A 22,625-nucleotide genomic window follows, 5' to 3' on the forward strand; every position below is an offset into this window, starting at 1 on the left:
TGCGCAGTGAAAAAACTCTTCAGTGCCTCGCTTCTGGCCGCCGGCCTCGCCCTGGGCTCCCTGGCCCAAGCCGCGCCAGCTCCTTTGCTGAACGTCTCGTATGACGTGATGCGCGACTTCTACAAGGACTACAACACCGCCTTCCAGAAGCACTGGGAAGCTGAGCACAAAGAGAAAATCACTGTGCAGATGTCCTTCGGTGGTTCGAGCAAACAGGCGCGCTCGGTGATCGATGGTCTGCCGGCAGACGTCATCACCATGAACATGGCCACCGACATCAATGCCCTGGCCGACAATGGCAAGCTGGTGCCGGAAAACTGGGTCACCCGTCTGCCAAACAATAGTGCGCCATTCACCTCGGCCACTGTGTTCATCGTCCGCAAGGACAACCCCAAGGCCCTCAAAGACTGGCCGGACCTGCTCAAGGATGGCGTCCAGGTCATCGTCCCCAACCCGAAAACCTCCGGCAACGGCCGCTACACCTACCTCTCGGCCTGGGGCTATGTCCTGAAGAATGGCGGTGACGAGAACAAGGCCAAGGAATTTGTCGGCAAGCTGTTCAAGCAGGCGCCGGTGCTCGATACCGGTGGCCGTGCCGCCACCACCACCTTCATGACCAACCAGATTGGCGACGTGCTGGTGACCTTCGAGAACGAAGCCGAAATGATCGCCCGCGAGTTCGGTCGCGATCAGTTCGAAGTCATCTACCCAAGCGTCTCCGCCGAAGCCGAGCCACCGGTGACCGTGGTCGACAAGGTAGTGGACAAGAAAGGCAGCCGCGCCACTGCCGAGGCGTACCTGAAATACCTGTGGTCGCCAGAGGCCCAGGAAATTGCCGCTAACAACTACCTGCGCCCGCGTGATCCGGCGGTGCTGGCCAAGTACACCGACCACTTCCCTAAAGTCGACTTCCTCTCGGTGGAAAAAACCTTCGGTGACTGGCGCACCGTGCAGAAGACCCACTTCAACGATGGTGGTGTGTTCGACCAGATCTATACCGGGCAGTAAGCCAGCTTAACCCTGTGGGAGATTCATCCGCGAAGGGCCGCACAGCGGCCCTAAAAGACGGGACTACTGCGTAGTCCTTCGCGGATGAATCCGCTCCCACTACTTCAGCCAGTCGATTCCCCACCCCACGCGTTCATTGACTACCCTTTGGGTCATCCACGGTTCAAGGAGTACCCAGTGACCCGATCCCTGTCCGCCCTTCTGCTCGGTTGTCTGCTGAGCGTCCAGCTGGCGATTGGCGCACCCTTGCTGCCCACCTCAAAACCGGCAGAGCCCGCAGAGCCTGTGGTTCAAGGCGGCCTGCTTGGGGCCATTGCCGATGGCCTGGACGATGTCAGCCAGGAACTGAATGTCGACAACCACCTGATCGATAACTGGCGCCTGCGCGCCGATCGCGCGGCCGATGAAGTCGATCAACTGGTCACCCAACATTCAGGCCTCAGTCCGCGGGAGCTGTGGCGTGACTTCGTCCTGCTCACCGTCACCTGGCTGCTGGCCTTTGCCCTGCTCACCCACCTTGGCCGCCTGCTGACGCGCACCTGCAACCGCACTCGCCTGCTGCGCGACCTGCCACGCCCACGACAGGTCATCAAGTACCTGCTGACCTACACCCTGCCGGCGGTGATCAGCCTGATCGTAACCCTCTACGTCAGCCTTTTTCTTGTGCTCTCGGTAGGTCGCGCCCTGGGCATGAGCCTGGCCTATGCCACCAGCAGCGGTATTTTCTCGACCTCAATCATCCTCTGCCTGATCACCCTGTTCGACACTGGGCACAAACGCACGGCGGTGCGGATCATTCGCCAGGTAGCGCCACAGCCGTTGTTCCTGATCGGCTTTCTGGCCGCCTGGAGCGATGCCCTGACCAGCCCGCAGATCGCCCGGCACCTGGGTGGCAACATCACCAGCAGCGTTGCCGCCCTGACTGGCTTGCTGGCGATACTGGCCTTTGCCGTGCTGGTGCTCAAGCTACGCCGCCCGGTGGCGCACCTGATCCGCAACCGGGCCTTGCCCGACCGCCTGCAGCACCGTGCGGTACAAGAAACCCTGAGAATTTTCTCGGCACTGTGGTTCCTGCCGATCCTGATGATGATCCTGGTCTCGGCCATCCACTTGATCGGTGCTGGTGAAGAGAGCCAGCGCGCCCTGCAAAAGGCTTTGCTGACCTCGATCCTGCTGATCGGTACGGTGTTTCTCAGCACCGTGCTGCAGCACATGTTCAAACACCAAGAGCAAGCAGCTGCCAGGCAACGCCTGCGCCCCTACAAGGAACTGCTGCGTAATCTGGCCCACGCACTGCTGCGCATTGCCATGGCGGTGGCCTTCATCGAACTGCTCGGGCGCATCTGGGGTTTCTCGGTGCTCGACTTCGCCATGCGCAACAGCCTGGGTCGCGCCATCAGCGACTCGTTGAGCAGTATCGGTCTTATCCTGCTGGTCACCTGGCTGCTCTGGGTGGTGATCGACACTGCCATCCAGGAGGCGCTCAAACCCGCGGTCGGGCGCCGCGCCACACGCCAGCCCAGCACGCGGGTGCGGACCATCCTGCCAATGCTGCGCAACGCGATCAAGATCATCCTGGTGGTGATCTGCACTATCACCACCATGGCCAACCTGGGGATCAACGTCTCGCCGTTCCTGGCCGGCGCCGGGGTGGTCGGCCTGGCTATCGGCTTCGGCTCCCAGCAGCTGGTGCAGGACGTGATCACCGGCTTGTTCATCCTCATCGAAGACACCATCGCCATTGGCGACTGGGTGGTGCTCGACTCCGGCCACGCCGGCACGGTCGAAAGCCTGACCATTCGCACCTTGCGCCTGCGCGACAGCAAAGGCTTCGTGCATTCGGTGCCATTCGGCCAGATCAAGGCGGTTACCAACCAGTCCAGACAGTTCGCCTATGCCTTTTTCTCGGTGCAGTTCAGCTATGAAAGCGACGTCGACAGCGCCTTGAAATTGATCCGCGAAGTCGGCCATTCGATCAGTGAAGACCCGATGCTGCGCCACAGTTTGCAAGGGCCGCTGCAGGTGTTCGGGGTCGACAGCATGAACCTCAATGGCATCACCCTCACCGCCCAGTTCCGCACCACCTCGGGCGGGCAGTACGCAGTCAACCGCGCCTTCAATGAGCGTCTGAAAAAACGCGTGGACCAGACTGATGACGTCAGTTTCGCCCAGTACAATCCACCCCCCTCACGCATGAGTGACGGGCAGGCCTGATTCGGCTTTCTAGCGCCCTGGCATCGGTGATAAAGTCGCGGCCATGAACTCATCCCCCACCAACCGCCCGCTGATTGCCTGGACCCTGTACTTCTGTGTCCTGTTCAATCTGTTCGCCTGCGGAATCGGTCACGGGCAGATGATGGGCCTGCAACTCAACGGTGTCGGCGGTGCGTATTGCTCGGCCATGGGTAGCGCAGGGCCGACACTGAAAAGTGATTTCAGTGACCAGTCGGTTTCCGGCTGGGACAGCATGCAAACCTGTCCGGTATGCGCTGCAGCCGTGGTCTGCCTGGGCCTGGCGCTGGTCATCGGCTGGCTGCTGGCCGCTGCACGCACCCGGCGCTATCACCGCGAACTGCGCAGCAAGGCACCACCACGCTACTGCTGGCCCGCCGCCAACCCTCGCGCCTCCCCACTTCTGGCTTGATCTGATGGCAGCCTGCCCGGCTGCCTGTAACCGGTTTTGCTGCACCTGTCCGACAGGCGCCGCTGGCCGCTGGCTCAATTTCCAGAGTTCAATTCATGCCTTACTCCTATCGCTTTTCCGGTTGCGCGGCGCTGCTCTGCGCGTTGTCCTTGAATGCCTCGGCGGAAGCACCGTTGACCCTGCCGGACCTGCGCATCAACGGTCGCGCAGAAACCGAGGATGGCGTGCTGCTCGACACGCCCTCGCAAACCGGCTCCCGTCTGGGTCTGACGCCACGGGAAACACCCGCGTCGGTGAACATCGTCAACCGCAAGCAAATCGAACAACGCGGCGCCCAGACCACCCAGGACATGCTCACAGGCGTGCCGGGCATGACCGCCGCCTCGCCACCCGGCTCGGCAGGCTCAGTGGCCTACCGGGGCTTTTCGGGTGCGCAGATCACGCAACTGTTCAATGGCATCAGCGTGCAGTACGACTCCATCGCCGCACGTCCGGTGGACAGCTGGATCTACGACCGCGTCGAAGCCATCGGCGGGCCCTCAAGCTTTCTGTTCGGCGCGGGCGCCGTGGGTGGTTCGATCAACTACATCACCAAGTTGGCCAGTCGCGACGAAAACTTCAACGAAGGACGCATCAAGTACGGCTCCTACGACAGCAGCGAAACTTCGTTCGGCTTCAACCATGCCCTCAACGAGGGTGATGGCATCCGTAATTATGCACGCCTGGACTTCAGCCATACCCGCAGCAACGGCTACGTCGACCGCGAGGAGCGTGACGCCTGGAGTGTGGCCTTCTCGCTGCTGACCGACATCAACGACCAGCTGTCCCACACCCTGGCTCTGGAATACCAGAACGAGAGCGTCGACAGCCCCTATTGGGGCAGCCCGGTACTCAACCCATTGGGCGGTGAAATGAAGGTCGACGAGAGCCGGCGCTTCGAAAACTACAACGTCGAGGACGGTCGCTACGAACAACGGGTGCGCTGGCTGCGCTCGATCACCGAGTACCGCTTCAACGAAGACACTTCACTGCGCAATACCCTCTACCACTACAACACCGAGCGTAACTTCCGAAACCTCGAGACTTACGCCTACAACGCCGACAACAGCCGGGTAAGGCGCTCCAATGCGCTGTTGCAGCGTCATGACCAGGAGCTCAACGGCAACCGCATCGAACTGCTGCACCAGGGCCAGTTGTTCGGCATGAACAGCCAGTGGTCGACAGGCCTGGACTACAGCCATAACGTGCAGACAAACTATCCGCGCTCGGTTACCGGGGTGTTCGACAACGTCGATCCGGCGCACTTCGAACCCGGTAATTTCTATGACCTCAAAGGCATGGTCCCGGGTTATCAGAAGAACCGCCAGAACACCGTCGACACCTGGGCGGCCTTCCTCGAAAACCGCCTGCAACTGACCGATCGCCTGTCGCTGCTGACCGGCCTGCGTCACGACCATATCGACCTTCAGGTACACAACTACCGCACTGTCGATGCCAACAATCCGCGCGACTTCAAGCGTATCTACGAACCCACCACCGGGCGCGTTGGCCTGGTCTATGAACTGACGCCAGCGGCCAACGTCTACGTGCAATACAGCACCGCTGCCGACCCGCCCGCCGGCATCCTCACCACGGCAAGTTTCGCCCAGGTGCGCGACTTTGACCTGACCACCGGCAAGCAGATCGAAGTGGGCAGCAAGTTCAGCTTCCTCGAAGGCCGCGGCGCCGCCACCGTCGCCGCCTACCATATCGAGCGCAAGAACCTGGCCACCGCCGACCCGGCCAACCCCAGCCTCACCCAGCCGGTGGGCAAGCAATCGTCACGCGGCATCGAACTGGCAGCCTCCCTGCATGTCACCCCACAACTGCTGGCCGAGGGTAACTTCGCCTACGTCGATGCCCAGTACGACGAGTTCAACGAAAACGTCGGCGGCACCAGCGTATCGCGCAAGGGCAATACGCCGACCAACATCCCTGAGCGGGTGGCCAACCTGTGGCTGACCTACGACATCGACCCCAGCTGGCAGGTGGGTGCCGACAGCCGCTACGTGTCGTCGGTGTATGCCGATGCGGCCAACACTCGCTATGCACCGGCCTACACGATCTTCGGCGCCTTCGTTGGCTTCAAGGTTGATGACGACACGCGGATCACCGCCCGGGTACGCAACCTGACCGACGAGGTGTATGCCCGCTGGACCTCATCGAGCATGCTCTACCTCGGCGCGCCACGAACCCTGGAGTTGGCCGTGCAGACGCGCTTCTAGGACGCCGACGATGAAACGTTACCTGTACCTGTGGCATCGCTGGATGGGCATTGGGCTGTGCCTGTTCATGGCCCTGTGGTTTTTCTCGGGTGTGGTCATGCTCTACGTTGGCTATCCCAAGCTGACACCCCGAGAGCAGCTGGCTCATCTGCCCGTGCTCAGCCCGCAGGACTGCTGCGTCGACCTGGCCGTCGCTCTGGCCGCAGCCGATCCGCAGCGGCCCCCTGCAAGCATCCGCTTGAGCACGGTAGCGGGTGAACCGCGCTATCTGTTCAGCTATCCGGGGCGCAGCAATGTCGCGGTGGATGCTCGCACAGGACTGCGCGTGGGCTTCACCGACCGTGAACAAGCCCTGGCCGCTGCTCGCCAGTACGATCCGCTGGCAACACCGAGCTATCAGGGAGCGGTGCAGGAAGACCTCTGGAGTCACTCGCGCGCGCTGGACGCCGACCGTCCCTTGCAACGGGTGCAGCTTGCCGATGCCGACGGCACCCTGTTGTACATCTCGGGGCAAACGGGCGAAGTGGTCCGCGATGCCAGCGCGCTGGAACGTGGCTGGAACCTGGCCGGTGCCTGGCTGCACTGGCTGTACCCGCTACGCGGCATCGGCGTGGATGGGTGGTGGAGCAACCTGGTGATCTACCTGTCGCTGGCGGCCACTGTCATGGCCGTACTGGGGGCCGTGATCGGCGTGTTGCGCTGGCGCATCCGCACACCCTACCGCAGCGGCTCGCGCTCACCCTATCGAGGTTTTGCCCGCTGGCACCACATCGGCGGCTTGTTGTTCGGGGTGCTGGCGATCACCTGGATCTTCAGTGGCTTGATGTCGATGAATCCATGGCGAATCTTCAGTAGCTCGACGCCACTGGATACATCGAAGTACCAGGGTGGGCCGTTACAGGCCCAGGCCTTCCCGATTTCCGCAGCACAGGCGCTTTCGCGCTTTGCTGATGAAGGTCTGGTTGCCCGGAAGTTGGAGTGGCGCCTGATCGGTGGTGAAGGCTACCTGATCGGCCATGACGGCGGCGGTCGTACCCGTGTGCTATCGATGACCGACGCACAGGTGCGCAACCGCTTGCCGAAGGAAGTGCTGGAGCGTGCTGCCCAGGCGATTCTGCCGCAAGGAAGCATGCACGGCGAACAGCTGGAAACCTACGATTTCTACTACTACGCCCGTGCTGAACAGAGCATGCTCGGCCATCTGGAAAAGCGTTTACCCGTATTGCGTGTGCACTTTGATGACCGGCAACAGACCTGGCTGCACCTGGACCTCTACAGCGGTGAAATCCTGAGCGTACTGGATCAACCAAAACGGGCCTCGCGTTGGTTGTTTGCATTGCTGCACAGTTGGGACTGGTTGCCATTGTTGCAGCGGCGGCCGGTGTGGGACGTCTGGATGATCACATTCAGCGCTGGAGGACTGATACTCAGCGTCAGTGGTGTGGTGTTGGGATGGCGGCGGTTACGCAAATAACAGTTGCACCCCACATACCAAAAGCAAGAGCGCAGCGAATAAGGCAGCTACCGGAACACCAGCGCCTTGAGCCCCCCCGCCGGATCGTTATCGGGAAACTCCGGCGGATTGGCCAGGCGCTCGACAAACGCCAACCCCGGCGCCTCTTCGGCCATGCCCTCGATCAGAAATTCAGGCCCGATTGCCGGGTCATTGACACAAGCCAGCACCGTCCCCCCTTCATTCAACAACTCCGGCAAGCGCCGCAGAATCTTGCGGTAATCCTGGGTCAGCACAAAGCTGCCTTTCTGGAAGGTCGGCGGGTCGATGATGATCAGGTCATAGGGTCCTGACTTACGTACCTTGCCCCAAGACTTGAACAACTCATGCCCGAGAAAACTCACCCGCCCCAGGTCGTGGCTATTGAGCCGGTGGTTATCCCGCCCACGGCTCAGGGCCGAACGGGCCATGTCCAGATTGACCACCTGCTCGGCACCGCCGGCAATCGCCGCCACCGAGAACCCACAGGTATAGGCAAACAGATTGAGCACGCGCTTGCCCACCGCCTGCTCACGTACCCAACGCCGCCCGTAGCGCATATCGAGGAACAACCCGGTGTTCTGCTTCAAACCAAGATCAAGCTGATAACGCAGACCGTCTTCATCAATCAGCCAGTGCTCACTCGGCGAGCCCAGCAGCCACTGTCCGGGGCTGTCGGGCAGGTAGCGATGCTGGATCAGAATGGCCTGCCCACTCCAGCACGGCGCCTCAGCCAGCACCAACAGCATCTTCTCCAGCTCCGGCAGTTGACCGGCCGGTGGTTCACGAAACAGCGACACCAGCAGCACACCCTGCAACCAGTCCACAGTGATCTGCTCAAGCCCAGGCCAGCAGCGCCCGCGACCATGGAACAGCCGACGGGTTTCGGTCGGCGCCGGGTCAAGGGCCACAAGCAGGTGTTGCTGGAGGGTGTCGATCACAGAAGTCATGGGCAGATTCAATACAGGAAAGCCGCCTATTCTACCCTGACCGGGCTCACTCGGTAGCGCAACAGGTACTCCACCAGAAACCGCCAGGAGCATCTACACTGCCAATCCCACCCTCATATGCTGGACAACCATCATGAGCGAAAAACCTAGCATTGTTCTGGTCCATGGCTTCTGGGGCGGCGCCGCCCACTGGAGCAAAGTCATCCTTGAGTTGTCACGCCTGGGTTACCGCGACCTGCACGCCGTGGAAATGCCCCTGACGTCGCTGGCCGATGATGCCGAGCGCACGCGCAAGATGGTCGCCTCCATTCCTGGCAAGGTACTGTTGGTCGGTCACTCGTATGGCGGAGCGGTGATTACCCAGATGGGCAATCAGCCCAATGTCACCGGCCTGGTCTACATCGCCGCCTTCGCCCCTGACGATGGCGAAAGCCCGGGTGGCATTACCGCACAGAACGTGCCTGAGGCCGCCCCCAACTTGCAGCCTGACGCGGACGGTTACCTGTGGATCAAACCGGACAAACTCCATGAAAGTTTCTGCCAGGACCTGAGCAAGGACGAAGGGCTGGTCATGAGCGTGACCCAAAAGGCCCCGCTGGCCAGCACCTTCGGTGACACCATCAGCAATCCTGCCTGGAAATACAAACCCTCCTGGTACCAACTCTCCACCCATGACCGGATGATCGCGCCGGCCAATCAGGAAATGATGTCGAAGCGAATGAATCCAAGAGAAGTGCTGCGTCTGGACGCCAGCCATGCCTCGCTGGCCTCCCGGGCTGCCGAGGTGGCAGCCCTGATCCACCGTGCGGCGCTCAGTCTGGCTTGACCTCAGCGGCCTTGACCGCGGGCTTGAACCACCAGCCTTGCTGCATACCGGCGGCGGCCAGCAGGATCGCCGCCACACCCAGCCACTGCAGCGGCTCCAGGCGGTGGCCGAAGGCGAACCAGTCAACAAAGATCGCCGCGATCGGGTAAATGAACGACAAGGCCCCGGTCAACGCGGTCGGCAGTTTCTGGATCGCACCGTACAACAGCACATACATCACTCCGGTGTGAACGATCCCCAGGGTGACCAGCGAAGCCAGCGCACCAGCCTCACTGGGCAGGCCTGAGGTATTGGCCCAGGGCGCCAGCAACAGGATGCCGGTGCACACCTGGATCAACGCGATCAGGTGTGGTGGCGTCCCACTCAGACGTTTGATGATCAACGCCGCCACGGCATAGAGGAACGCCGCGCCCAGGGCCAGGCCGATCCCCACTAGATAGTCATTGCCGCTGCCGCCCTGGCTGCCGTGGGCGCTGACAATCGCCAGCATCCCGACAAACGACAGCGCCAGCCAGAACAGCTTCTGCAGCGTGATCTTCTCACCGAGAAACAGCGCCGCCAGCCCGACCAGCATGAACGGCTGGACGTTGTACACCGCCGTACCGATGGCAATCGAAGCCCGCGAATAGGAGGCGAACAGCAACACCCAGTTGCCGACGATCGCCACACCGCTGAGCACCGCCAGCGCGAAGGTCGTCAGGGTCAGAATCCCGGGTTTGAGAAAGCCCATGGCCAGGCAGATCAGCAGCAAGGTTGCAGCGCCGAACACGCAGCGCCAGAACACCACATCCAGCACCGGTTGCCCGGACACCAGCACGAACCAGCCGATGGTCCCCGATATCAGCATCGCAGCGACCATTTCCAGCGAACCACGGCGTATTGAACTGTCCATCACCCACCTCCTTGACGATGGCTAAATTATGCAAGCCCGGCGAAGGCCGCTCCAGTGGATTAAACAGGCTAAACTGCAGAGACACCTTTACTATCAAGGCAGATCTCACAATCTGCCTAACGAGGCCACAATGACCGACGATATCGACCAGTTGTTGATAAAGGCGCTGATGGCAGACTCACGCCGCTCGCTCAAGGCCCTGGCACAGCTCAGCGGCTTGTCCTCGCCCAGTGTCAGCGAACGCCTGCGCCGCCTTGAAGAGCGGGGTGTGCTCAAGGGCTACACGGTTGAAATTGATCCGCGCTGCTTTGGCTATCAATTGCAGGCGATCGTGCGAGTGCGGCCATTGCCGGGGCAATTGCAGGAAGTGGAACGGCAGATCATGGCGATCCCCGAGTTCACCGAGTGCGACAAGGTCACCGGTGACGACTGCTTTATCGCGCGCTTGCATGTGCGCTCGATGGAACAGCTCGACACCGTGCTGGACAAGCTCAACAGCCATGCCGAGACCAACACTGCAATCGTGAAAAAGACACCGGTCAAGCGCCGCTTACCGCCGATGGGCTAGGAACGACGGTGCACGGCCGGCGATCATTTCGGCCAGCAACGCGCCACTGCCACAGGCCAGGGTAAAACCAAGGGCGCCATGCCCGAGGTTGAGCCAGAGATTGCGGTAGTGCGTTGCCCCCAGCAAGGGCACGCCAGTGGGCGTTGCCGGGCGCATGCCGGCCCACTCCAAGGCGTGTGCGTAGTCGGCGGCATGGGGCAACGTCGCCGCCGCCAGTCGGCGCATGCTGGCCAGCCTCGGCGGGTCCAGCGCTTCGTCGAAGCCAACGATATCGACCATGGCTGCCACGCGAAGTTGATCTTCAAGACGGGCATAGACGATCTTGCGGTCGTAGTCGGGGATACTCACCTCGGGGGCGTGCTGACCGGCTCTGATCGGTGCGCTCAAGCTGTAGCCCTTGAGTGGATAGATCGGCACTCGCAAACCCGGCAGGCCGAGGCTGGCGCTACGGTGTCCGGCACACAGCACCAGACGCGCCACCGGAACAACCTGGTCGCCCAGCTCCAGGGCCTGGACGACTCCAGCAGCATGGCGGATACGGCTGACGCTCTGGCCGAGCAGCAGGCGACACTGCCCCGATGCCTGCAAGCGTTCAGCCAGGGTTAGACAGAAGCGATGGCAGTCAGCGACCTCTTCATCCGCGGTATACACCCCACCGATGAAGGGTGCTTCAGCCAGGGCTGGCTCAAGGGCAGCGATGCCTGCTGCATCGAGCACCTGCTGCCCCTGTGGATCGAGCAGATGGGTACGGGCATGGGCGAAACTGGCCGGACTGCGGAACGTCACCAGCTTGCCGTTACGCCGCCAGGCGAAACCGTCCAGCGAGTCTTCGTTGCGCCAATGCGCCAGGGTAGCCTGGCTATGCAGGGCCAGACGCAAAAGATGGGCCGCGTTGCGGCGATTGACCGAGGTCCGGCAGGCAGCCATGAACGCCACCAACCAACGCCACTGGGCCAGGTCAAGGCGTGGGCGCAGTTTCAGTGGTGAGTCGCTACGCAGCAACCAACCCAGGGCCTGCAGCGGCACCCCGGCATCGGCCAGCGGTGACACATAGCGATAGGACAACTGGCCGCCATTGGCAAAGCTGGTGCCGCCAGCAAGGCTGTCACGGGCCTCGATCAGGTCGACTGCGAAACCTTCGCGCACCAGCGCATAGGCCGTTGCCAGACCAATGACACCACCACCGATGATCGTTACCCGCTGTGCCATGTGCTTTCATCCACAAATCCGCAGGCCTTCAGACTAGGGCCGGTGATAGCTGCAGGACAATGAATAAAAATGGGTCGGCTACAAACTGTTGCAGCTGTTCCGCCAGCGGGCGCATGAGCAGATCGCCAAAGTCCCGGCACTGCACGCGCCTTGAGCGCGTCGTCAATCAGCTCGGACAGCTGCGCTCGCCGTTGTCCAGGCCCTGCTTGTAGTTGCGGCTGAGCAGACTGGCCTTGCCGTCGTGCCAGGTCAGGGTCAGGACATACAGTGAGTCAAAATCGCCACCATCCCAGTCCTCGGTGATCACCCGCTTCTCACCCAGGGCCTTGCCGGCCACGGTATTGATCAGCTCGGGCAGGTAACCATGAGACCAGGCGGTGTAGACGGTGGCATTGCGGTACTTGTCCTGCAGCAGTTCGTCGGCCAGCTCGCCGGTGTCGTTGGCGCCAAAGTCGATGTTCACTGGCAGGCCAAGCTTGATAGCGCTGGGACTGATGGTCATCAACGGGCGGATGTAGCTGTAGGCGTCGTCCTTGCTGCCTTCTTCAACCTGTCGAGACGGGTTGGCGGCGAAGACGTAGTCAGCCTTGCCGAACTTCTCCGGGAGCAAGGTGGCCAGGTCCAGGGCGCGATTCAGGCCTTGGCAGTTGAGCTGTCCCAGGCCTTCACCAGGTTTTTCGGCGTGGCGCAGGAACACCAGGGTCTGGGTACCGTCCACAGGCTCGGCGCGGCTTTCAACGGCTTCCACGGCCAGCAGCGTGACACCACCGAGCAGGGCCAGCGAACAGACGGCATGGCGGTGGCGCTTGAACAGGGTCGACAGCTTCATAGAGCGGGCTCTTCACGGCAAAAAGGGATGAGGCTGACCCGCCTGTGACACACCGCGGCCGAGGCCGCGGGTGATCCCTGTCTGTCGTTCCATCCGTGGAGCGGGCTAACTGAGAGTGCGTTAATTCCGTTTGGTTCGATCCCTGAGCGCTCAACCCTGAGCACGTGTGACTTTAGTGCCGTGATGTTGCCGATTTAAGACAGGCGCTTGTCACTCATCGCGGGTAAGGACTTCCAGCAGCTCGATTTCGAAGGTCAGGTTCGAATGCGGGGTTATCGCGCCCATGCTGCGCTCGCCATAGGCCAGGTGGGACGGTACGACCAGCTTGCGCTTGCCACCGACCTTCATGCCCATCAGGCCCTGGTCCCAGCCCTTGATGACCCGGCCGGTGCCAATCACGCACTGGAACGGTTTACCGCGATCGTAGGAGGAGTCGAATTGAGTGCCGTCATCCAGCCAGCCGGTGTACTGGGTGGTAATCAGCGCGCCCTTGACCGCCTCCTTGCCTTCACCCAGCTGGATATCGGTGATTTGCAGTTCGCTGCTCATGCTTGACCTCGTTGAAGCGGGAAAGGTGTTTCGAGGCAGCCTTTTCTCAAGAATGCAGGGGTTTGGCAAGCGTTGCCTGGGTTCCGTGCTGACGCATCGACCAGCAGACACCGCCGATTACCAGGATGATCGCCGCAGCCTCCAGCAGGGTCGGCCCGCTTTGCCGCCAGATGAAGGCATAGAGCAAGGCGAACAGCGTCTCGAAGACAATCAGTTGACCACTCAAGGTCAGCGGCATGCGCTTGGACGCGGCATTCCAAAGCAGCGCCGCCAGCCACGAACCGAAAACCGCGCAGCCCAGGCTGTAAAGCCAGAACAGCCACCAACGCTCGGGTGGCGCCTCCACTTGCAGCTGTGCTGGCTGCCAAAACGCGATAAATGCCACCAACGCCAGGCTGAATACGCCGGTCATCACGCCACACAGCACCGACCACTGATGGCTATCAAAATGCCCGCACTGCTTGAGGTAGCGGCTGTTGTTAACCGCATACCAGGTCCAGCAGGCCAGGGCTGCCAAGGCATAGAGCACGCCAGCGAATTTGTCGCCCAGCGCACCCGGTTCGACGGCAAAGGTCTGCAAGTTGATGCACAGCATGCCGGCGAGAATCAGCAGCAATGGCGCGAGCAGCTGCTTGAGTGCCACCCCGCCACTGTCATGACGGCCATAGAGGGTAATGGTCAGCGGCAAGACACCGACAATCAACGAAGCCGGCGCCACCCCAAGGCCCTGCGCATCGGCAGCGCCAGCACCAGGGTCACCACGCCGAACAGCACGAAACGGGCACAGCTGAGCAGCACCGGACTGAACTCTGGCAACAATTGCGGCACCATCAACACCAACCCCCACATCGCCCCGGCTACCCCGGCGTAGGCCACACCCTGTTTCAATTGCCTGCTCCTGTTCAAAGAAGCGCGCAGGCTACCCTTTGGCCAGGGTCTGGACAAAAGATCATTCGGCATGCAGCCATTCCCTTAAGGAATGGCTTTCACCATGAAAGTATCGATTCTATGATGCAGCCATTCCTAAAATCGGATCTTCAGCATGAGTCGCTTCAGCCGTCACCTGCCCCCGCTGGACACCCTGATTGCCTTTGAGGCGGTAGTGCGCACGGGCAGTTTCACCCGTGCCGCCAGCGACCTGTACCTGACCCAAAGCGCTGTGAGCAAGCAGATCAAGCTGCTTGAACAACACCTTGGCGCCGTGCTGTTCGAGCGCCGCGCCCGGGGCATCGCCCTGACGTCAGCCGGGGAAGGCTTCAACGCCATTGTCGAGCCTATGCTGGAAAGTCTGTTGGCCAATGTGCTGCGCCTGAAAGCGGGCCACAGCAGCCGCAATGTCAGCATCATCTGCACCCATGCAGTCGCCCAGTACTGGCTATTCCCGCGCCTGTTGCGCTTTAGCGAGCAACACCCTGAACTGACCGTGAATATTCACGCCAGTAACGAGATCAGTGAAAGCGATATCGCCAACTACGATTTTGGCATCCTCTATGGCCACGGCCATTGGAGTTCACTCAAGGCCGACAAGCTGTTCGACGAAACCATCTACCCCATTGCCAGCGCCAAACACACCCTGCCCGCGATCACCTCGCTGGACATGCTGCAAACCCTGCCACTGATTCAACTGGATGCCTCGGCCTGGAACTGCCTGGACTGGCAGGACTGGTTCAGCCACCAGGGCCTGCGTTACCAGGCGCCCGCCGATGCGCTGACCTTCAATCAGGTCAACCTGGTCTTCGAAGCGGTGCTGCAAGGGATGGGGGTGGGGCTTGGCTGGGAGTTCATGGCCCGCGAGAGAATTGAACAGGGTTCGATCCGCCAGGTGTCGGCGTTTGTCGTGCACACCGGACAAGCCGACTATCTGGTGCACGACAAGCAGGCCCCCTGCGCACCGGCGGCGCAGGTGTTCGCGGCCTGGTTGCTGGCGCTCAGTTGAACAGGGCTTCGACTTCGGCGCCCGTCATGGTTTTCGTCTCGTTGGCAAAGCAGTAGTACTTCGGCTTCTCGTCGATATACACCTGCAGGTCGAAGACCCAGTCGGTATCGCCTTCCAGCACACCCACCGATACCGAATCGAATTTGCCGTTTTTCAGGCGGTAAAGCAGATGCGTGCCGCAGGTGCCACAGAACCCGCGCTGGGCCCACTCGGAGGAGTCATAGAACACCGGTTGCCCGGCAGTGAATTTTACCGGTTCCGAGCAGTGCACCGAAAACAAAGGTGCACCGCCCCATTGGCGGCACATGCTGCAATGGCAGGCGTCAACGCTGGCGTTCTCCAGATTGACGCTGAGTTTGACGGCGCCACACAGGCAACTGCCGTGTTTTTTCAGGGACATGGTCAAGGCTCCTTGCGGGGAAGGTAGAGGATCAGTCTAGCACCGGAGTCAACACCGGCTCCCCGGCGAAGAATGCCTGCAGATTCTTCAGCACCAGTTGCACGGTATCGCGTGCCGCGTCTGGCGACTGTCCGGCCACATGAGGCGTCAGGACCACATTGCCCAAGGCCTTGAGGGCATCCGGCACCACCGGCTCATCATCGAACACATCCAGCGCCGCCCCGGCAATGACGCCGCTACGCAGCGCCTGCACCATGTCGACGGTGCTGACCACACTGGCGCGGGCGATGTTGACCAGAAAACCATCCGCACCCAGCGCTTCGAGCACCGGCGTGTCGATAAATTGACGGGTATTGGCACCACCGGGTGTGGCGACGATCAGAAAGTCCGACGCCTGTGCCAGTGCCAGCGGGCTGTCGCAATAACGGTAGGGCACATCTGGGCGCGGGTTGCGATTGTGATAGTTGACCTGCATGTCGAACCCCAGCGCCGCGCGTTTAGCGATAGCCAGGCCGACAGCCCCAAGGCCTAGGATGCCCAGGCGCTTGCCGCTGACCGACGGGCTGATGACCCGGTTCCATGCGCCACGACGGGTCGAGGCATCGGCGCGGGGAATGTCACGGACCACAGCCAGCAGCAGCGCCATGGCATGGTCAGCCACCGCATTGGCATTGGCACCGGCGCCATTGGTGACGGTGATGCCACGCGCCGCCGCAGCCGCCAGGTCGACCTGCTCGTAGCCGGCACCGATCACACAGATGATTTTCAAGGCCGGCAAAGTAGCGATTTCATCAGCTGCCAGGCCCAACGGACCACGGGTCAGCACCGCATCGATCTCGCCGCCATGGCAAGCAATGGCCTCGCTGCGCAAGGCGGGAGTCTGGGCGCGGATCAGGCGAAAGCCGTGGTTTTCCAACAGCGGCAGGTAGTCGTCGACCGTTTCTACCAGCACCAGTACCGTCTGTGTCATGCCATGCTCCCGGGCTATTCGCGAGGGCGCATTATGCGGGCTTCGAACTACTGGGCGAAAGCCCGGCCCAGACCGCCTGGCACACCGCTGCTGTCAGTTTCCTGCCAAGGCCCGTTGAGGTTGGTCGACCAGCTCCAGCCGTTGTTCCAACGGTAGTAGGTGCGTTGCCGGTAGAAGGTGTTGGTCTGGCCTTCGAGCACATACACGCCCATGCGCGGGTCCCAGTGGCTGGCGCCGCCGGGCGGTGGCGCGAAGCTGGCAGAGGTGCGTGGCATCGGCTTGGGCGCCGGGGTGCTTACCGCCGGCTTGCTCGGCACTGTGTTTGGGCGCGGAGCCGGTTTGGTACTTGGCCCCGGTGGCAAGGTTTCGATCGGTGGCGCCGTCGGTTCGGAGGGCTGATGAACAGTACACGCACTCAGGCCTACGGCCAGGGAAAGGAGGGTCAGGCGTGCGATGCTGTTCATAGTGATTCTCTTACCGGTCCGGGCTGTCGATGGTCAGGTGCTGTGCAGCGGTAGTGCTGCTGGCCAGCGGGATGCTTTGACCGATCCACTCACCCTGGGTCGGCTGGCCAGCGCGCGAGACGCGTGCAACCAGTTGGACTTCGGCAAAGCTCGACAGTTTCATGCTCGGCATCATTGCATCGCTGTCGCTGAGCTCTACTTCAATCGGCAACTGAGCCACCGTCACCCGCTTGGCCGCCAACGGCATCGGCGGCCCGGAACTGGCGCGAGCGAAGATGAACACCGTGTCGTCAGGCTTGACCTTGTCCTTGAGCGCTGCGGCAAGCTCGACCCGCACTTTGAGCCGTGCACCTGCAGCCACTGCCGGCGCAGAGGCGACCTTGCCTTCGCCAGCCTTGAGCTTGTCCTGGGCGCGTTCGATGCCACCCTGCAAGGCTGCCCGCGAAGCGTCGCCTTCAGGCAATTGCACCAACAGGCGATTCCAGTAGTCGATGGCTTGCTGGTAGCGCTCGCTCTCGAATGCCGCGATACCGAGCAAACCAAGGCTGGTGACCTCATTAGGGTCGGCCTTGAGCGCTTCGTCGGTGAGTGCCTGCAACTGCGCAGTCCACTGCTTGTCGTTGGCGAAGTACAGCGCCTGGGCCCATTGCCCGAGCAGCTCCGGCTGACGACCGGCCAGGGTGGCCGCACGCTCGAAGACCTTGGCGGCATCGGCTGCCCGCTCCTGGGCCATATAAGCGCGGCCAAGGAAGTACAGGCCTTCGGCCGAATCCGGTTGCGCCTCGACGGCACGCTCAAGTCGCGTGGTCATCTCTTCCATCGACTGCGGCGCCTTGGCGAACTGCTGGGTCAATTCGACCTGCTCACTGGCACCAAAATGCAGGTACAGCCCCAAGCCTATCAACGGCACCAGCACAGCGGCCAGCAACGGCAGCGGCTTGCCCAGACGCCCCAGGCGCTGGGGTTCGGCGTTTTCGGTGTCGGCCAACAGCTCGCGGGCGGCCTCATCCCGGCCCTTGGCCAGTTGCGCCTCGTCGAGCACGCCAGCGGCCTGCTGGGCGGTCAGCTCCGCGACCCGCTCCTGATACAGGGCGACGTTCAGTGCGGTGCGGTCTTCTTCCAGTTGCGCACGACGGCCGCGCAACACCGGGATCAGCAAAAAGCTCAGGGCCACCAGCAACAGCAGGCCTGCAGCAAGCCAGAAATCAGTCATGGTTCTGTTCTTTGTCCAGCAATTTGGCGAGGCGCTCGCGCTCCTCGGGGGAAAGGTCGACAGGGCCACCAGCGCTCTGCGCCCGACGCTTGCGCACGATCAGCGCCAGCAGGCCGAAACCGCCCACCAGCAACACACCCGGGCCGAACCAGAGCAACCAGGTGCGGGCCGACAGCTCAGGCTTGTAGCGCACGAAATCACCGTAGCGATCGACCATGAAGTCGATGATCTGCTGATTGCTCTTGCCCTCGCCGAGCATGCGGAAGATCTCCCGGCGCAGGTCGGCAGCAATCGGTGCGTTGGAGTCGGCAATGTCCTGGTTCTGGCACTTGGGGCAGCGCAGCTCCTTGGTCAGGTCGTGATAGCGCTCACGTTCGGCGTCATCGGCGAACTGATAGGTGTCGATGGCCGCCTGGGTCACCCCGGCCAGGCCCAGACCCAATACAGCAGCTGCCAGCCAGCGCTTCATGGTTTGCCCTCATCAACCAGGCCCTGGTACAGCGGCGCCAGTTGCTCACGCCAGACCGTAGCGTCGACCACACCGACGTGCTTGTAACGGATGATGCCCTTGGCATCGATCAGGAAGGTTTCCGGCGCACCGTATACACCCAGGTCCAGGCCGAGACTGCCCTGCTCGTCGCGGATATCCAGCTGGTAGGGGTTATGGAACTCGGCCAGCCACTTAAGCGCCGCAGTGTTGTCGTCCTTGTAATTGACCCCATGGATGACCACGCCCTGCTCGGCAAGCTTGTTGAGGTAAGGGTGTTCGACCTTGCACGATGGGCACCAGGTGGCCCAGACGTTGACCAGCGCAGGCTTGCCGATCAGGTCGGCCTGGGTCAGGGTCTTGCCGTCCTGCACCGATTTGAGCGAGAAGGCCGGGAACGGCTTGCCGATCATTGCCGACGGCAACTCGGTGGGGTCGAGGAACAGGCCCCGGTAAAGAAACACCGCCACCAGCAGAAACACCGCCAGCGGCAGCACCATGATCCAACGCTTCATGCAGTTGCTCCAGACATACCCAGTACTTCACGCACACGGGCTTTGACCTTGACTCGATAACGCCCATCCATGGCCGCCAGCAGGCCGCCCAGGCCAGTCAGCAGACCGCCCAGCCAGATCCAGCGCACGAAAGGTTTGACGTGTACGCGCACGGCCCAGGCGCCGTTGTCCAGCGGCTCACCGAGGGCGACGTAGAGGTCGCGGGTGAAACCGGCGTCGATACCGGCCTCGGTCATCATCGACTGCTGCACGGTATACAGGCGTTTTTCCGGATGCAGCACGCTGATTTCGCGGCCATCCTCGACCACCCGCACGGTGCCTTTGTCGGAGGTGAAGTTCGGCCCTTCGAAGTGCTTGGCGCCTTCGAAGATGAACTGATAACCGGCCAGCTCAACCGACTCGCCTGGCGCCAGACGCAGATCGCGCTCGGCACTGTTGTTGCTCGACAGCACCACGCCCAGGGCACAGACCGCCAGCCCCAAGTGTGCGAGGTGCATGCCCCAGTAGCTACGTTTGAGGCCACGCAAGCCCTTGAACAGCCCCTTGTGCCGGGTCTTGTCGACGATGTCGCGCACACCCGCCAGCACAATCCACGCGGCCAGGGCGAAGGTGGTAAGCACCTGCCAATCGAAGTCGTCGACCAGCAGGCCGCCGACTGGCGCCAGCACGGCACTAGCGATCAGCACCGGGGTCAGCATGCTCACCAGCCATTTGCTTGGCGTGTCTTTCCAGCGCACCAGCATACCGATGGCCATGACCGCCATCAGCAAGGCCATCAGCGGGATGAACAGTGCATCGAAGTACGGCGGACCGACCGACAGCTTGGCCCCGGTGAGGGCATCGAGGATCAGTGGGTACAGGGTGCCGAGCAGAATCATCGAGGCGGCGACCACCAGCACGATGTTGTTGGCCAGCAGCAGTGTTTCACGCGACCACAGGGCAAAGCCGACCTGGCTCTTGACCACGGGTGCACGCAGGGCAAACAGGGTCAGCGAGCCACCCACGACAAACAACAAGAAGATCAGAATGAACACACCACGCTCCGGATCGGAGGCGAAAGCGTGCACAGAGGTCAGCACCCCGGAACGGACCAGAAAGGTGCCGAGCAGGCTCAATGAGAACGCCGCAATGGCCAGCAGCACGGTCCAGCTCTTGAACACCCCGCGTTTTTCCGTGACCGCCAGCGAGTGGATCAGCGCAGTGCCCACCAGCCAAGGCATGAACGAGGCGTTTTCCACCGGGTCCCAGAACCACCAGCCGCCCCAGCCCAGTTCGTAGTAAGCCCACCAGGAGCCGAGGGTGATACCGATGCCCAGAAAGGCCCAGGCGACCAGGGTCCAGGGCCGCGACCAGCGTGCCCAGGCGGCGTCCAGACGACCGCCGAGCAAGGCGGCGATGGCGAAGGCAAAAGCCACCGAGAAGCCGACATAGCCCATGTACAACATCGGCGGGTGAACAATCAGGCCGATGTCCTGCAGCAGCGGGTTGAGGTCGCGACCGTCGGTCGGCACCTGCGGCAACAAACGCTGGAACGGGTTGGAGGTGACGATCAGAAACGACAGGAAGCCGACGCTGATCATGCCCATCACCGCCAGCACCCGGGCCAGCATCACCTGGGGCAACTGGCGGGAAAAGATCGACACGGCAAAGGTCCAGCCACCGAGAATCATCGCCCAGAGCAGCAACGAGCCTTCGTGGGCGCCCCACACAGCACTGAATTTGAAGTACCAGGGCAAGGCGCTGTTGGAGTTGCTGGCAACATACGCAACCGAAAAATTGTCGGTCATGAACGCGTGGGTCAGGCAGGCAAAGGCAAAGGCCAGGAAGGCGAACTGGCCCCAGGCCGCGGGCCGGGCCAGGCTCATCCACAAGCTGTCGCCGCGCCAGGCACCCAGCAACGGGATCGTGGCCTGCACGCAGGCGAAACAGATCGCCAGAATCATCGCCAGCTGGCCGAGTTCAGGAATAATCAGCGCCGCGTTCATGGCTTGACTCCCGCGTCAGTGGCAGCCTGGCCGCTTTCCTGGAGGGCCTTGGTCACCTCTGGCGGCATATACTTCTCGTCGTGCTTGGCCAGCACTTCATCGGCCACCACCACGCCCTCGGCATTGAGCTTGCCCAGGGCAACGATGCCCTGTCCTTCGCGGAACAGGTCAGGGAGGATGCCACGGTAGGTGATCGGTACCGACTTGTTGAAGTCGGTCACCACAAAACGCACGTCGAGCGAGTCGCCCGAACGCTGCAGCGAGCCCTTCTCAACCATGCCGCCTGCGCGAATACGGGTATCGAGCGGTGCTTCGCCGTTGGCGATCTGGGTCGGGGTATAGAACAGGTTGATGTTCTGCTGCAGGGCGCTCAAGGCCAGGCCCACGGCGATGCCAACCCCGGCCAGCAGGCCGAGGATGATGAACAGGCGCTTCTTGCGTTGCGGATTCACTGGTTGTTCTCCCGGCGCAGACGACGCGCCTCTTCTTGCAGGTAACGGCGCCGGGCCAGCACGGGCGAGGCAACGTTGACAGCCAGCACCAGCAGGCAGATGCCGTAGGCCGACCAGACGTACAGGCCGTGATGGCCCATGGCGAGAAAATCACTGAAAGAGGCAAAACTCATCGTGCCATCTCCCGACCCAGGCTGTTCAATACCTCCTCCCTGACCCAACTGGCGCGCGCCTCGCGCTTGAGCACTTCAAGGCGCATGCGCAACAACAGCACAGCGCCGAAGAAACAGTAGAAACCCAGCACCGTCAGCAGTAGCGGCAGCCACATCTCAACCGGCATTGCCGGTTTCTCGGTGAGGGTGAAGGTGGCGCCCTGGTGCAGGGTGTTCCACCACTCTACTGAGTATTTGATGATCGGGATGTTGATCACACCGACAATCGCCAGTACCGCGCAGGCCTTGGCCGCGCTCTCACGATTACTGATGGCCTGGCCCAGGGCAATGAGACCGAAGTACAGGAAAAGCAGGATAAGCATCGACGTCAGCCGTGCATCCCAGACCCACCAACTGCCCCAGGTCGGCTTGCCCCAGATGGCGCCGGTGACCAGCGCCACGGCGGTCATCCAGGCGCCGATGGGCGCGGCACACTGCAGGGCAACGTCGGCGATTTTCATTTTCCATACCAGCCCGACCACTCCGGCCACGGCCAGCATCACGTAGCAGGACTGCGCCAGCATGGCGGCCGGTACGTGGATATAGATGATGCGAAAACTGTTGCCCTGTTGATAATCCTGGGGCGCGAAGGCCAGCCCCCAGATCATGCCAATGCCGATCAACAGGATCGCGGCAACCGTCAGCCACGGCAGCATGCGCCCGCTGATGGCATAGAACCACTTGGGCGAACCCAGTTTATGAAACCACGTCCAGCTGATTACACTGCTTTTCATCACGGTACATCCAGGGTCTTTGCTGG

At 61.9% G+C, this 22,625-nt stretch carries 25 protein-coding genes; 8 read left to right on the plus strand and 17 right to left on the minus strand.

Going from position 1 to position 22,625, the window contains the following annotated elements; all coding sequences use genetic code 11:
- Positions 1-6 precede the first annotated feature (6 nt).
- From ACRESH_RS04885 to ACRESH_RS04905, 5 genes are all read left to right on the plus strand, one after another.
- On the plus strand, positions 7-1,008 hold the full coding sequence (locus tag ACRESH_RS04885; RefSeq protein WP_431740899.1) for a sulfate ABC transporter substrate-binding protein: 1,002 nt from the start codon (positions 7-9) through the stop codon (positions 1,006-1,008).
- 177 nt (positions 1,009-1,185) lie between these two features.
- Positions 1,186-3,222, plus strand: a complete 2,037-nt coding sequence (locus tag ACRESH_RS04890) for a mechanosensitive ion channel family protein (protein ID WP_431740900.1) — start codon at positions 1,186-1,188, stop codon at positions 3,220-3,222.
- Between the two features lie 43 nt (positions 3,223-3,265).
- A complete protein-coding gene (locus tag ACRESH_RS04895) occupies positions 3,266-3,652 on the plus strand; it encodes a DUF2946 domain-containing protein (protein WP_431740901.1) in 387 nt (128 codons plus the stop codon).
- A gap of 95 nt (positions 3,653-3,747) precedes the next feature.
- On the plus strand, positions 3,748-5,916 hold the full coding sequence (locus ACRESH_RS04900) for a TonB-dependent receptor (protein ID WP_431740902.1): 2,169 nt from the start codon (positions 3,748-3,750) through the stop codon (positions 5,914-5,916).
- 10 nt (positions 5,917-5,926) lie between these two features.
- Positions 5,927-7,390 (plus strand): PepSY domain-containing protein, encoded by a 1,464-nt coding sequence (locus ACRESH_RS04905; protein WP_431740903.1) that lies wholly within the window; start codon positions 5,927-5,929, stop codon positions 7,388-7,390.
- 47 nt (positions 7,391-7,437) lie between these two features.
- On the opposite strand, the gene ACRESH_RS04910 is transcribed toward ACRESH_RS04905, so the two are convergent.
- Entirely contained in the window at positions 7,438-8,358 is a 921-nt protein-coding gene (locus tag ACRESH_RS04910) for a class I SAM-dependent methyltransferase (protein WP_431740904.1), read from the minus strand.
- Positions 8,359-8,491: 133 nt separating this feature from the next.
- Here ACRESH_RS04910 and ACRESH_RS04915 point away from each other — a divergent pair, with 133 nt between their 5' ends.
- Positions 8,492-9,184: an alpha/beta hydrolase gene (locus tag ACRESH_RS04915; RefSeq protein WP_431740905.1), complete on the plus strand. Its 693-nt coding sequence runs from the start codon at positions 8,492-8,494 to the stop codon at positions 9,182-9,184.
- Here ACRESH_RS04915 and ACRESH_RS04920 read toward each other — a convergent pair.
- Positions 9,171-10,076, minus strand: a complete 906-nt coding sequence (locus tag ACRESH_RS04920) for a DMT family transporter (RefSeq protein ID WP_431740906.1) — start codon at positions 10,074-10,076, stop codon at positions 9,171-9,173. The genes ACRESH_RS04915 and ACRESH_RS04920 overlap by 14 nt on opposite strands.
- 130 nt (positions 10,077-10,206) lie before the next feature.
- On the opposite strand from ACRESH_RS04920, the gene ACRESH_RS04925 reads away from it, so the two are divergent.
- Entirely contained in the window at positions 10,207-10,644 is a 438-nt protein-coding gene (locus tag ACRESH_RS04925; RefSeq protein WP_431740907.1) for an Lrp/AsnC family transcriptional regulator, read from the plus strand.
- Here ACRESH_RS04925 and ACRESH_RS04930 read toward each other — a convergent pair.
- The 5 genes from ACRESH_RS04930 to ACRESH_RS04950 all read right to left on the minus strand — a co-directional run bounded on the left by ACRESH_RS04930 (position 10,627) and on the right by ACRESH_RS04950 (position 14,119).
- Entirely contained in the window at positions 10,627-11,853 is a 1,227-nt protein-coding gene (locus tag ACRESH_RS04930; protein WP_431740908.1) for a D-amino acid dehydrogenase, read from the minus strand. The genes ACRESH_RS04925 and ACRESH_RS04930 overlap by 18 nt on opposite strands.
- Positions 11,854-12,019: 166 nt before the next feature.
- Positions 12,020-12,682: a histidine phosphatase family protein gene (locus ACRESH_RS04935; protein WP_431740909.1), complete on the minus strand. Its 663-nt coding sequence runs from the start codon at positions 12,680-12,682 to the stop codon at positions 12,020-12,022.
- Between the two features lie 210 nt (positions 12,683-12,892).
- The gene (locus ACRESH_RS04940) at positions 12,893-13,231 is read right to left on the minus strand and encodes an FKBP-type peptidyl-prolyl cis-trans isomerase (protein WP_431740910.1); all 339 of its coding nucleotides are present in this window, start codon (positions 13,229-13,231) and stop codon (positions 12,893-12,895) included.
- Between the two features lie 46 nt (positions 13,232-13,277).
- A complete protein-coding gene (locus tag ACRESH_RS04945; RefSeq protein WP_431740911.1) occupies positions 13,278-13,949 on the minus strand; it encodes an EamA family transporter in 672 nt (223 codons plus the stop codon).
- Entirely contained in the window at positions 13,931-14,119 is a 189-nt protein-coding gene (locus tag ACRESH_RS04950) for a hypothetical protein (protein WP_431740912.1), read from the minus strand. Before ACRESH_RS04950 ends, ACRESH_RS04945 begins: the two co-directional genes overlap by 19 nt.
- Before the next feature lie 154 nt (positions 14,120-14,273).
- Between ACRESH_RS04950 and ACRESH_RS04955 the strand changes: the two genes are divergently transcribed.
- The gene (locus ACRESH_RS04955) at positions 14,274-15,167 is read left to right on the plus strand and encodes a LysR substrate-binding domain-containing protein (protein WP_431740913.1); all 894 of its coding nucleotides are present in this window, start codon (positions 14,274-14,276) and stop codon (positions 15,165-15,167) included.
- Here ACRESH_RS04955 and ACRESH_RS04960 read toward each other — a convergent pair.
- The 10 genes from ACRESH_RS04960 to ACRESH_RS05005 are packed head-to-tail and all read right to left on the minus strand — an operon-like array spanning position 15,160 to position 22,599.
- Positions 15,160-15,567 (minus strand): GFA family protein, encoded by a 408-nt coding sequence (locus tag ACRESH_RS04960; RefSeq protein ID WP_431740914.1) that lies wholly within the window; start codon positions 15,565-15,567, stop codon positions 15,160-15,162. The two genes, ACRESH_RS04955 and ACRESH_RS04960, sit on opposite strands and share 8 nt — an antisense overlap.
- Before the next feature lie 31 nt (positions 15,568-15,598).
- On the minus strand, positions 15,599-16,537 hold the full coding sequence (locus ACRESH_RS04965) for a 2-hydroxyacid dehydrogenase (RefSeq protein WP_431740915.1): 939 nt from the start codon (positions 16,535-16,537) through the stop codon (positions 15,599-15,601).
- Positions 16,538-16,584: 47 nt separating this feature from the next.
- Entirely contained in the window at positions 16,585-17,001 is a 417-nt protein-coding gene (locus ACRESH_RS04970) for a hypothetical protein (RefSeq protein ID WP_431740916.1), read from the minus strand.
- 10 nt (positions 17,002-17,011) lie between these two features.
- Positions 17,012-18,214, minus strand: coding sequence for a c-type cytochrome biogenesis protein CcmI (ccmI, locus tag ACRESH_RS04975; RefSeq protein WP_431740917.1), 1,203 nt, complete (start codon positions 18,212-18,214; stop codon positions 17,012-17,014).
- Positions 18,207-18,683: a cytochrome c-type biogenesis protein gene (locus tag ACRESH_RS04980; protein ID WP_431740918.1), complete on the minus strand. Its 477-nt coding sequence runs from the start codon at positions 18,681-18,683 to the stop codon at positions 18,207-18,209. The genes ccmI and ACRESH_RS04980 overlap by 8 nt, the downstream gene beginning before the upstream one ends.
- Entirely contained in the window at positions 18,680-19,216 is a 537-nt protein-coding gene (locus tag ACRESH_RS04985; protein WP_431740919.1) for a DsbE family thiol:disulfide interchange protein, read from the minus strand. The genes ACRESH_RS04980 and ACRESH_RS04985 overlap by 4 nt, the downstream gene beginning before the upstream one ends.
- The gene (locus ACRESH_RS04990) at positions 19,213-21,186 is read right to left on the minus strand and encodes a heme lyase CcmF/NrfE family subunit (RefSeq protein WP_431741005.1); all 1,974 of its coding nucleotides are present in this window, start codon (positions 21,184-21,186) and stop codon (positions 19,213-19,215) included. Before ACRESH_RS04990 ends, ACRESH_RS04985 begins: the two co-directional genes overlap by 4 nt.
- Before the next feature lie 11 nt (positions 21,187-21,197).
- Entirely contained in the window at positions 21,198-21,653 is a 456-nt protein-coding gene (gene ccmE / locus ACRESH_RS04995) for a cytochrome c maturation protein CcmE (RefSeq protein WP_431740920.1), read from the minus strand.
- Positions 21,650-21,826, minus strand: coding sequence for a heme exporter protein CcmD (gene ccmD / locus ACRESH_RS05000; protein ID WP_107025212.1), 177 nt, complete (start codon positions 21,824-21,826; stop codon positions 21,650-21,652). Before ccmD ends, ccmE begins: the two co-directional genes overlap by 4 nt.
- Positions 21,823-22,599: a heme ABC transporter permease gene (locus ACRESH_RS05005; protein ID WP_431740921.1), complete on the minus strand. Its 777-nt coding sequence runs from the start codon at positions 22,597-22,599 to the stop codon at positions 21,823-21,825. Before ACRESH_RS05005 ends, ccmD begins: the two co-directional genes overlap by 4 nt.
- Positions 22,600-22,625 lie beyond the last annotated feature (26 nt).

Origin of the sequence: Pseudomonas sp. (assembly GCF_050739775.1) — a bacterium.
GTDB lineage: Bacteria > Pseudomonadota > Gammaproteobacteria > Pseudomonadales > Pseudomonadaceae > Aquipseudomonas.

What these genes read in the sequence shown, in the direction of transcription:
- ACRESH_RS04895 (WP_431740901.1), top strand. Translation starts at nt 3,266, where the DNA reads ATGAACTCATCCCCCACCAACCGCCCGCTGATTGCCTGGACCCTGTAC.
- ACRESH_RS04900 (WP_431740902.1), top strand. Translation starts at nt 3,748, where the DNA reads ATGCCTTACTCCTATCGCTTTTCCGGTTGCGCGGCGCTGCTCTGCGCG.
- ACRESH_RS04905 (WP_431740903.1), top strand. Translation starts at nt 5,927, where the DNA reads ATGAAACGTTACCTGTACCTGTGGCATCGCTGGATGGGCATTGGGCTG.
- ACRESH_RS04910 (WP_431740904.1), bottom strand. Translation starts at nt 8,358, where the DNA reads ATGACTTCTGTGATCGACACCCTCCAGCAACACCTGCTTGTGGCCCTT.
- ACRESH_RS04915 (WP_431740905.1), top strand. Translation starts at nt 8,492, where the DNA reads ATGAGCGAAAAACCTAGCATTGTTCTGGTCCATGGCTTCTGGGGCGGC.
- ACRESH_RS04920 (WP_431740906.1), bottom strand. Translation starts at nt 10,076, where the DNA reads ATGGACAGTTCAATACGCCGTGGTTCGCTGGAAATGGTCGCTGCGATG.
- ACRESH_RS04925 (WP_431740907.1), top strand. Translation starts at nt 10,207, where the DNA reads ATGACCGACGATATCGACCAGTTGTTGATAAAGGCGCTGATGGCAGAC.
- ACRESH_RS04930 (WP_431740908.1), bottom strand. Translation starts at nt 11,853, where the DNA reads ATGGCACAGCGGGTAACGATCATCGGTGGTGGTGTCATTGGTCTGGCA.
- ACRESH_RS04935 (WP_431740909.1), bottom strand. Translation starts at nt 12,682, where the DNA reads ATGAAGCTGTCGACCCTGTTCAAGCGCCACCGCCATGCCGTCTGTTCG.
- ACRESH_RS04940 (WP_431740910.1), bottom strand. Translation starts at nt 13,231, where the DNA reads ATGAGCAGCGAACTGCAAATCACCGATATCCAGCTGGGTGAAGGCAAG.
- ACRESH_RS04955 (WP_431740913.1), top strand. Translation starts at nt 14,274, where the DNA reads ATGAGTCGCTTCAGCCGTCACCTGCCCCCGCTGGACACCCTGATTGCC.
- ACRESH_RS04960 (WP_431740914.1), bottom strand. Translation starts at nt 15,567, where the DNA reads ATGTCCCTGAAAAAACACGGCAGTTGCCTGTGTGGCGCCGTCAAACTC.
- ACRESH_RS04965 (WP_431740915.1), bottom strand. Translation starts at nt 16,537, where the DNA reads ATGACACAGACGGTACTGGTGCTGGTAGAAACGGTCGACGACTACCTG.
- ACRESH_RS04970 (WP_431740916.1), bottom strand. Translation starts at nt 17,001, where the DNA reads ATGAACAGCATCGCACGCCTGACCCTCCTTTCCCTGGCCGTAGGCCTG.
- ccmI (WP_431740917.1), bottom strand. Translation starts at nt 18,214, where the DNA reads ATGACTGATTTCTGGCTTGCTGCAGGCCTGCTGTTGCTGGTGGCCCTG.
- ACRESH_RS04980 (WP_431740918.1), bottom strand. Translation starts at nt 18,683, where the DNA reads ATGAAGCGCTGGCTGGCAGCTGCTGTATTGGGTCTGGGCCTGGCCGGG.
- ACRESH_RS04985 (WP_431740919.1), bottom strand. Translation starts at nt 19,216, where the DNA reads ATGAAGCGTTGGATCATGGTGCTGCCGCTGGCGGTGTTTCTGCTGGTG.
- ccmD (WP_107025212.1), bottom strand. Translation starts at nt 21,826, where the DNA reads ATGAGTTTTGCCTCTTTCAGTGATTTTCTCGCCATGGGCCATCACGGC.
- ACRESH_RS05005 (WP_431740921.1), bottom strand. Translation starts at nt 22,599, where the DNA reads ATGAAAAGCAGTGTAATCAGCTGGACGTGGTTTCATAAACTGGGTTCG.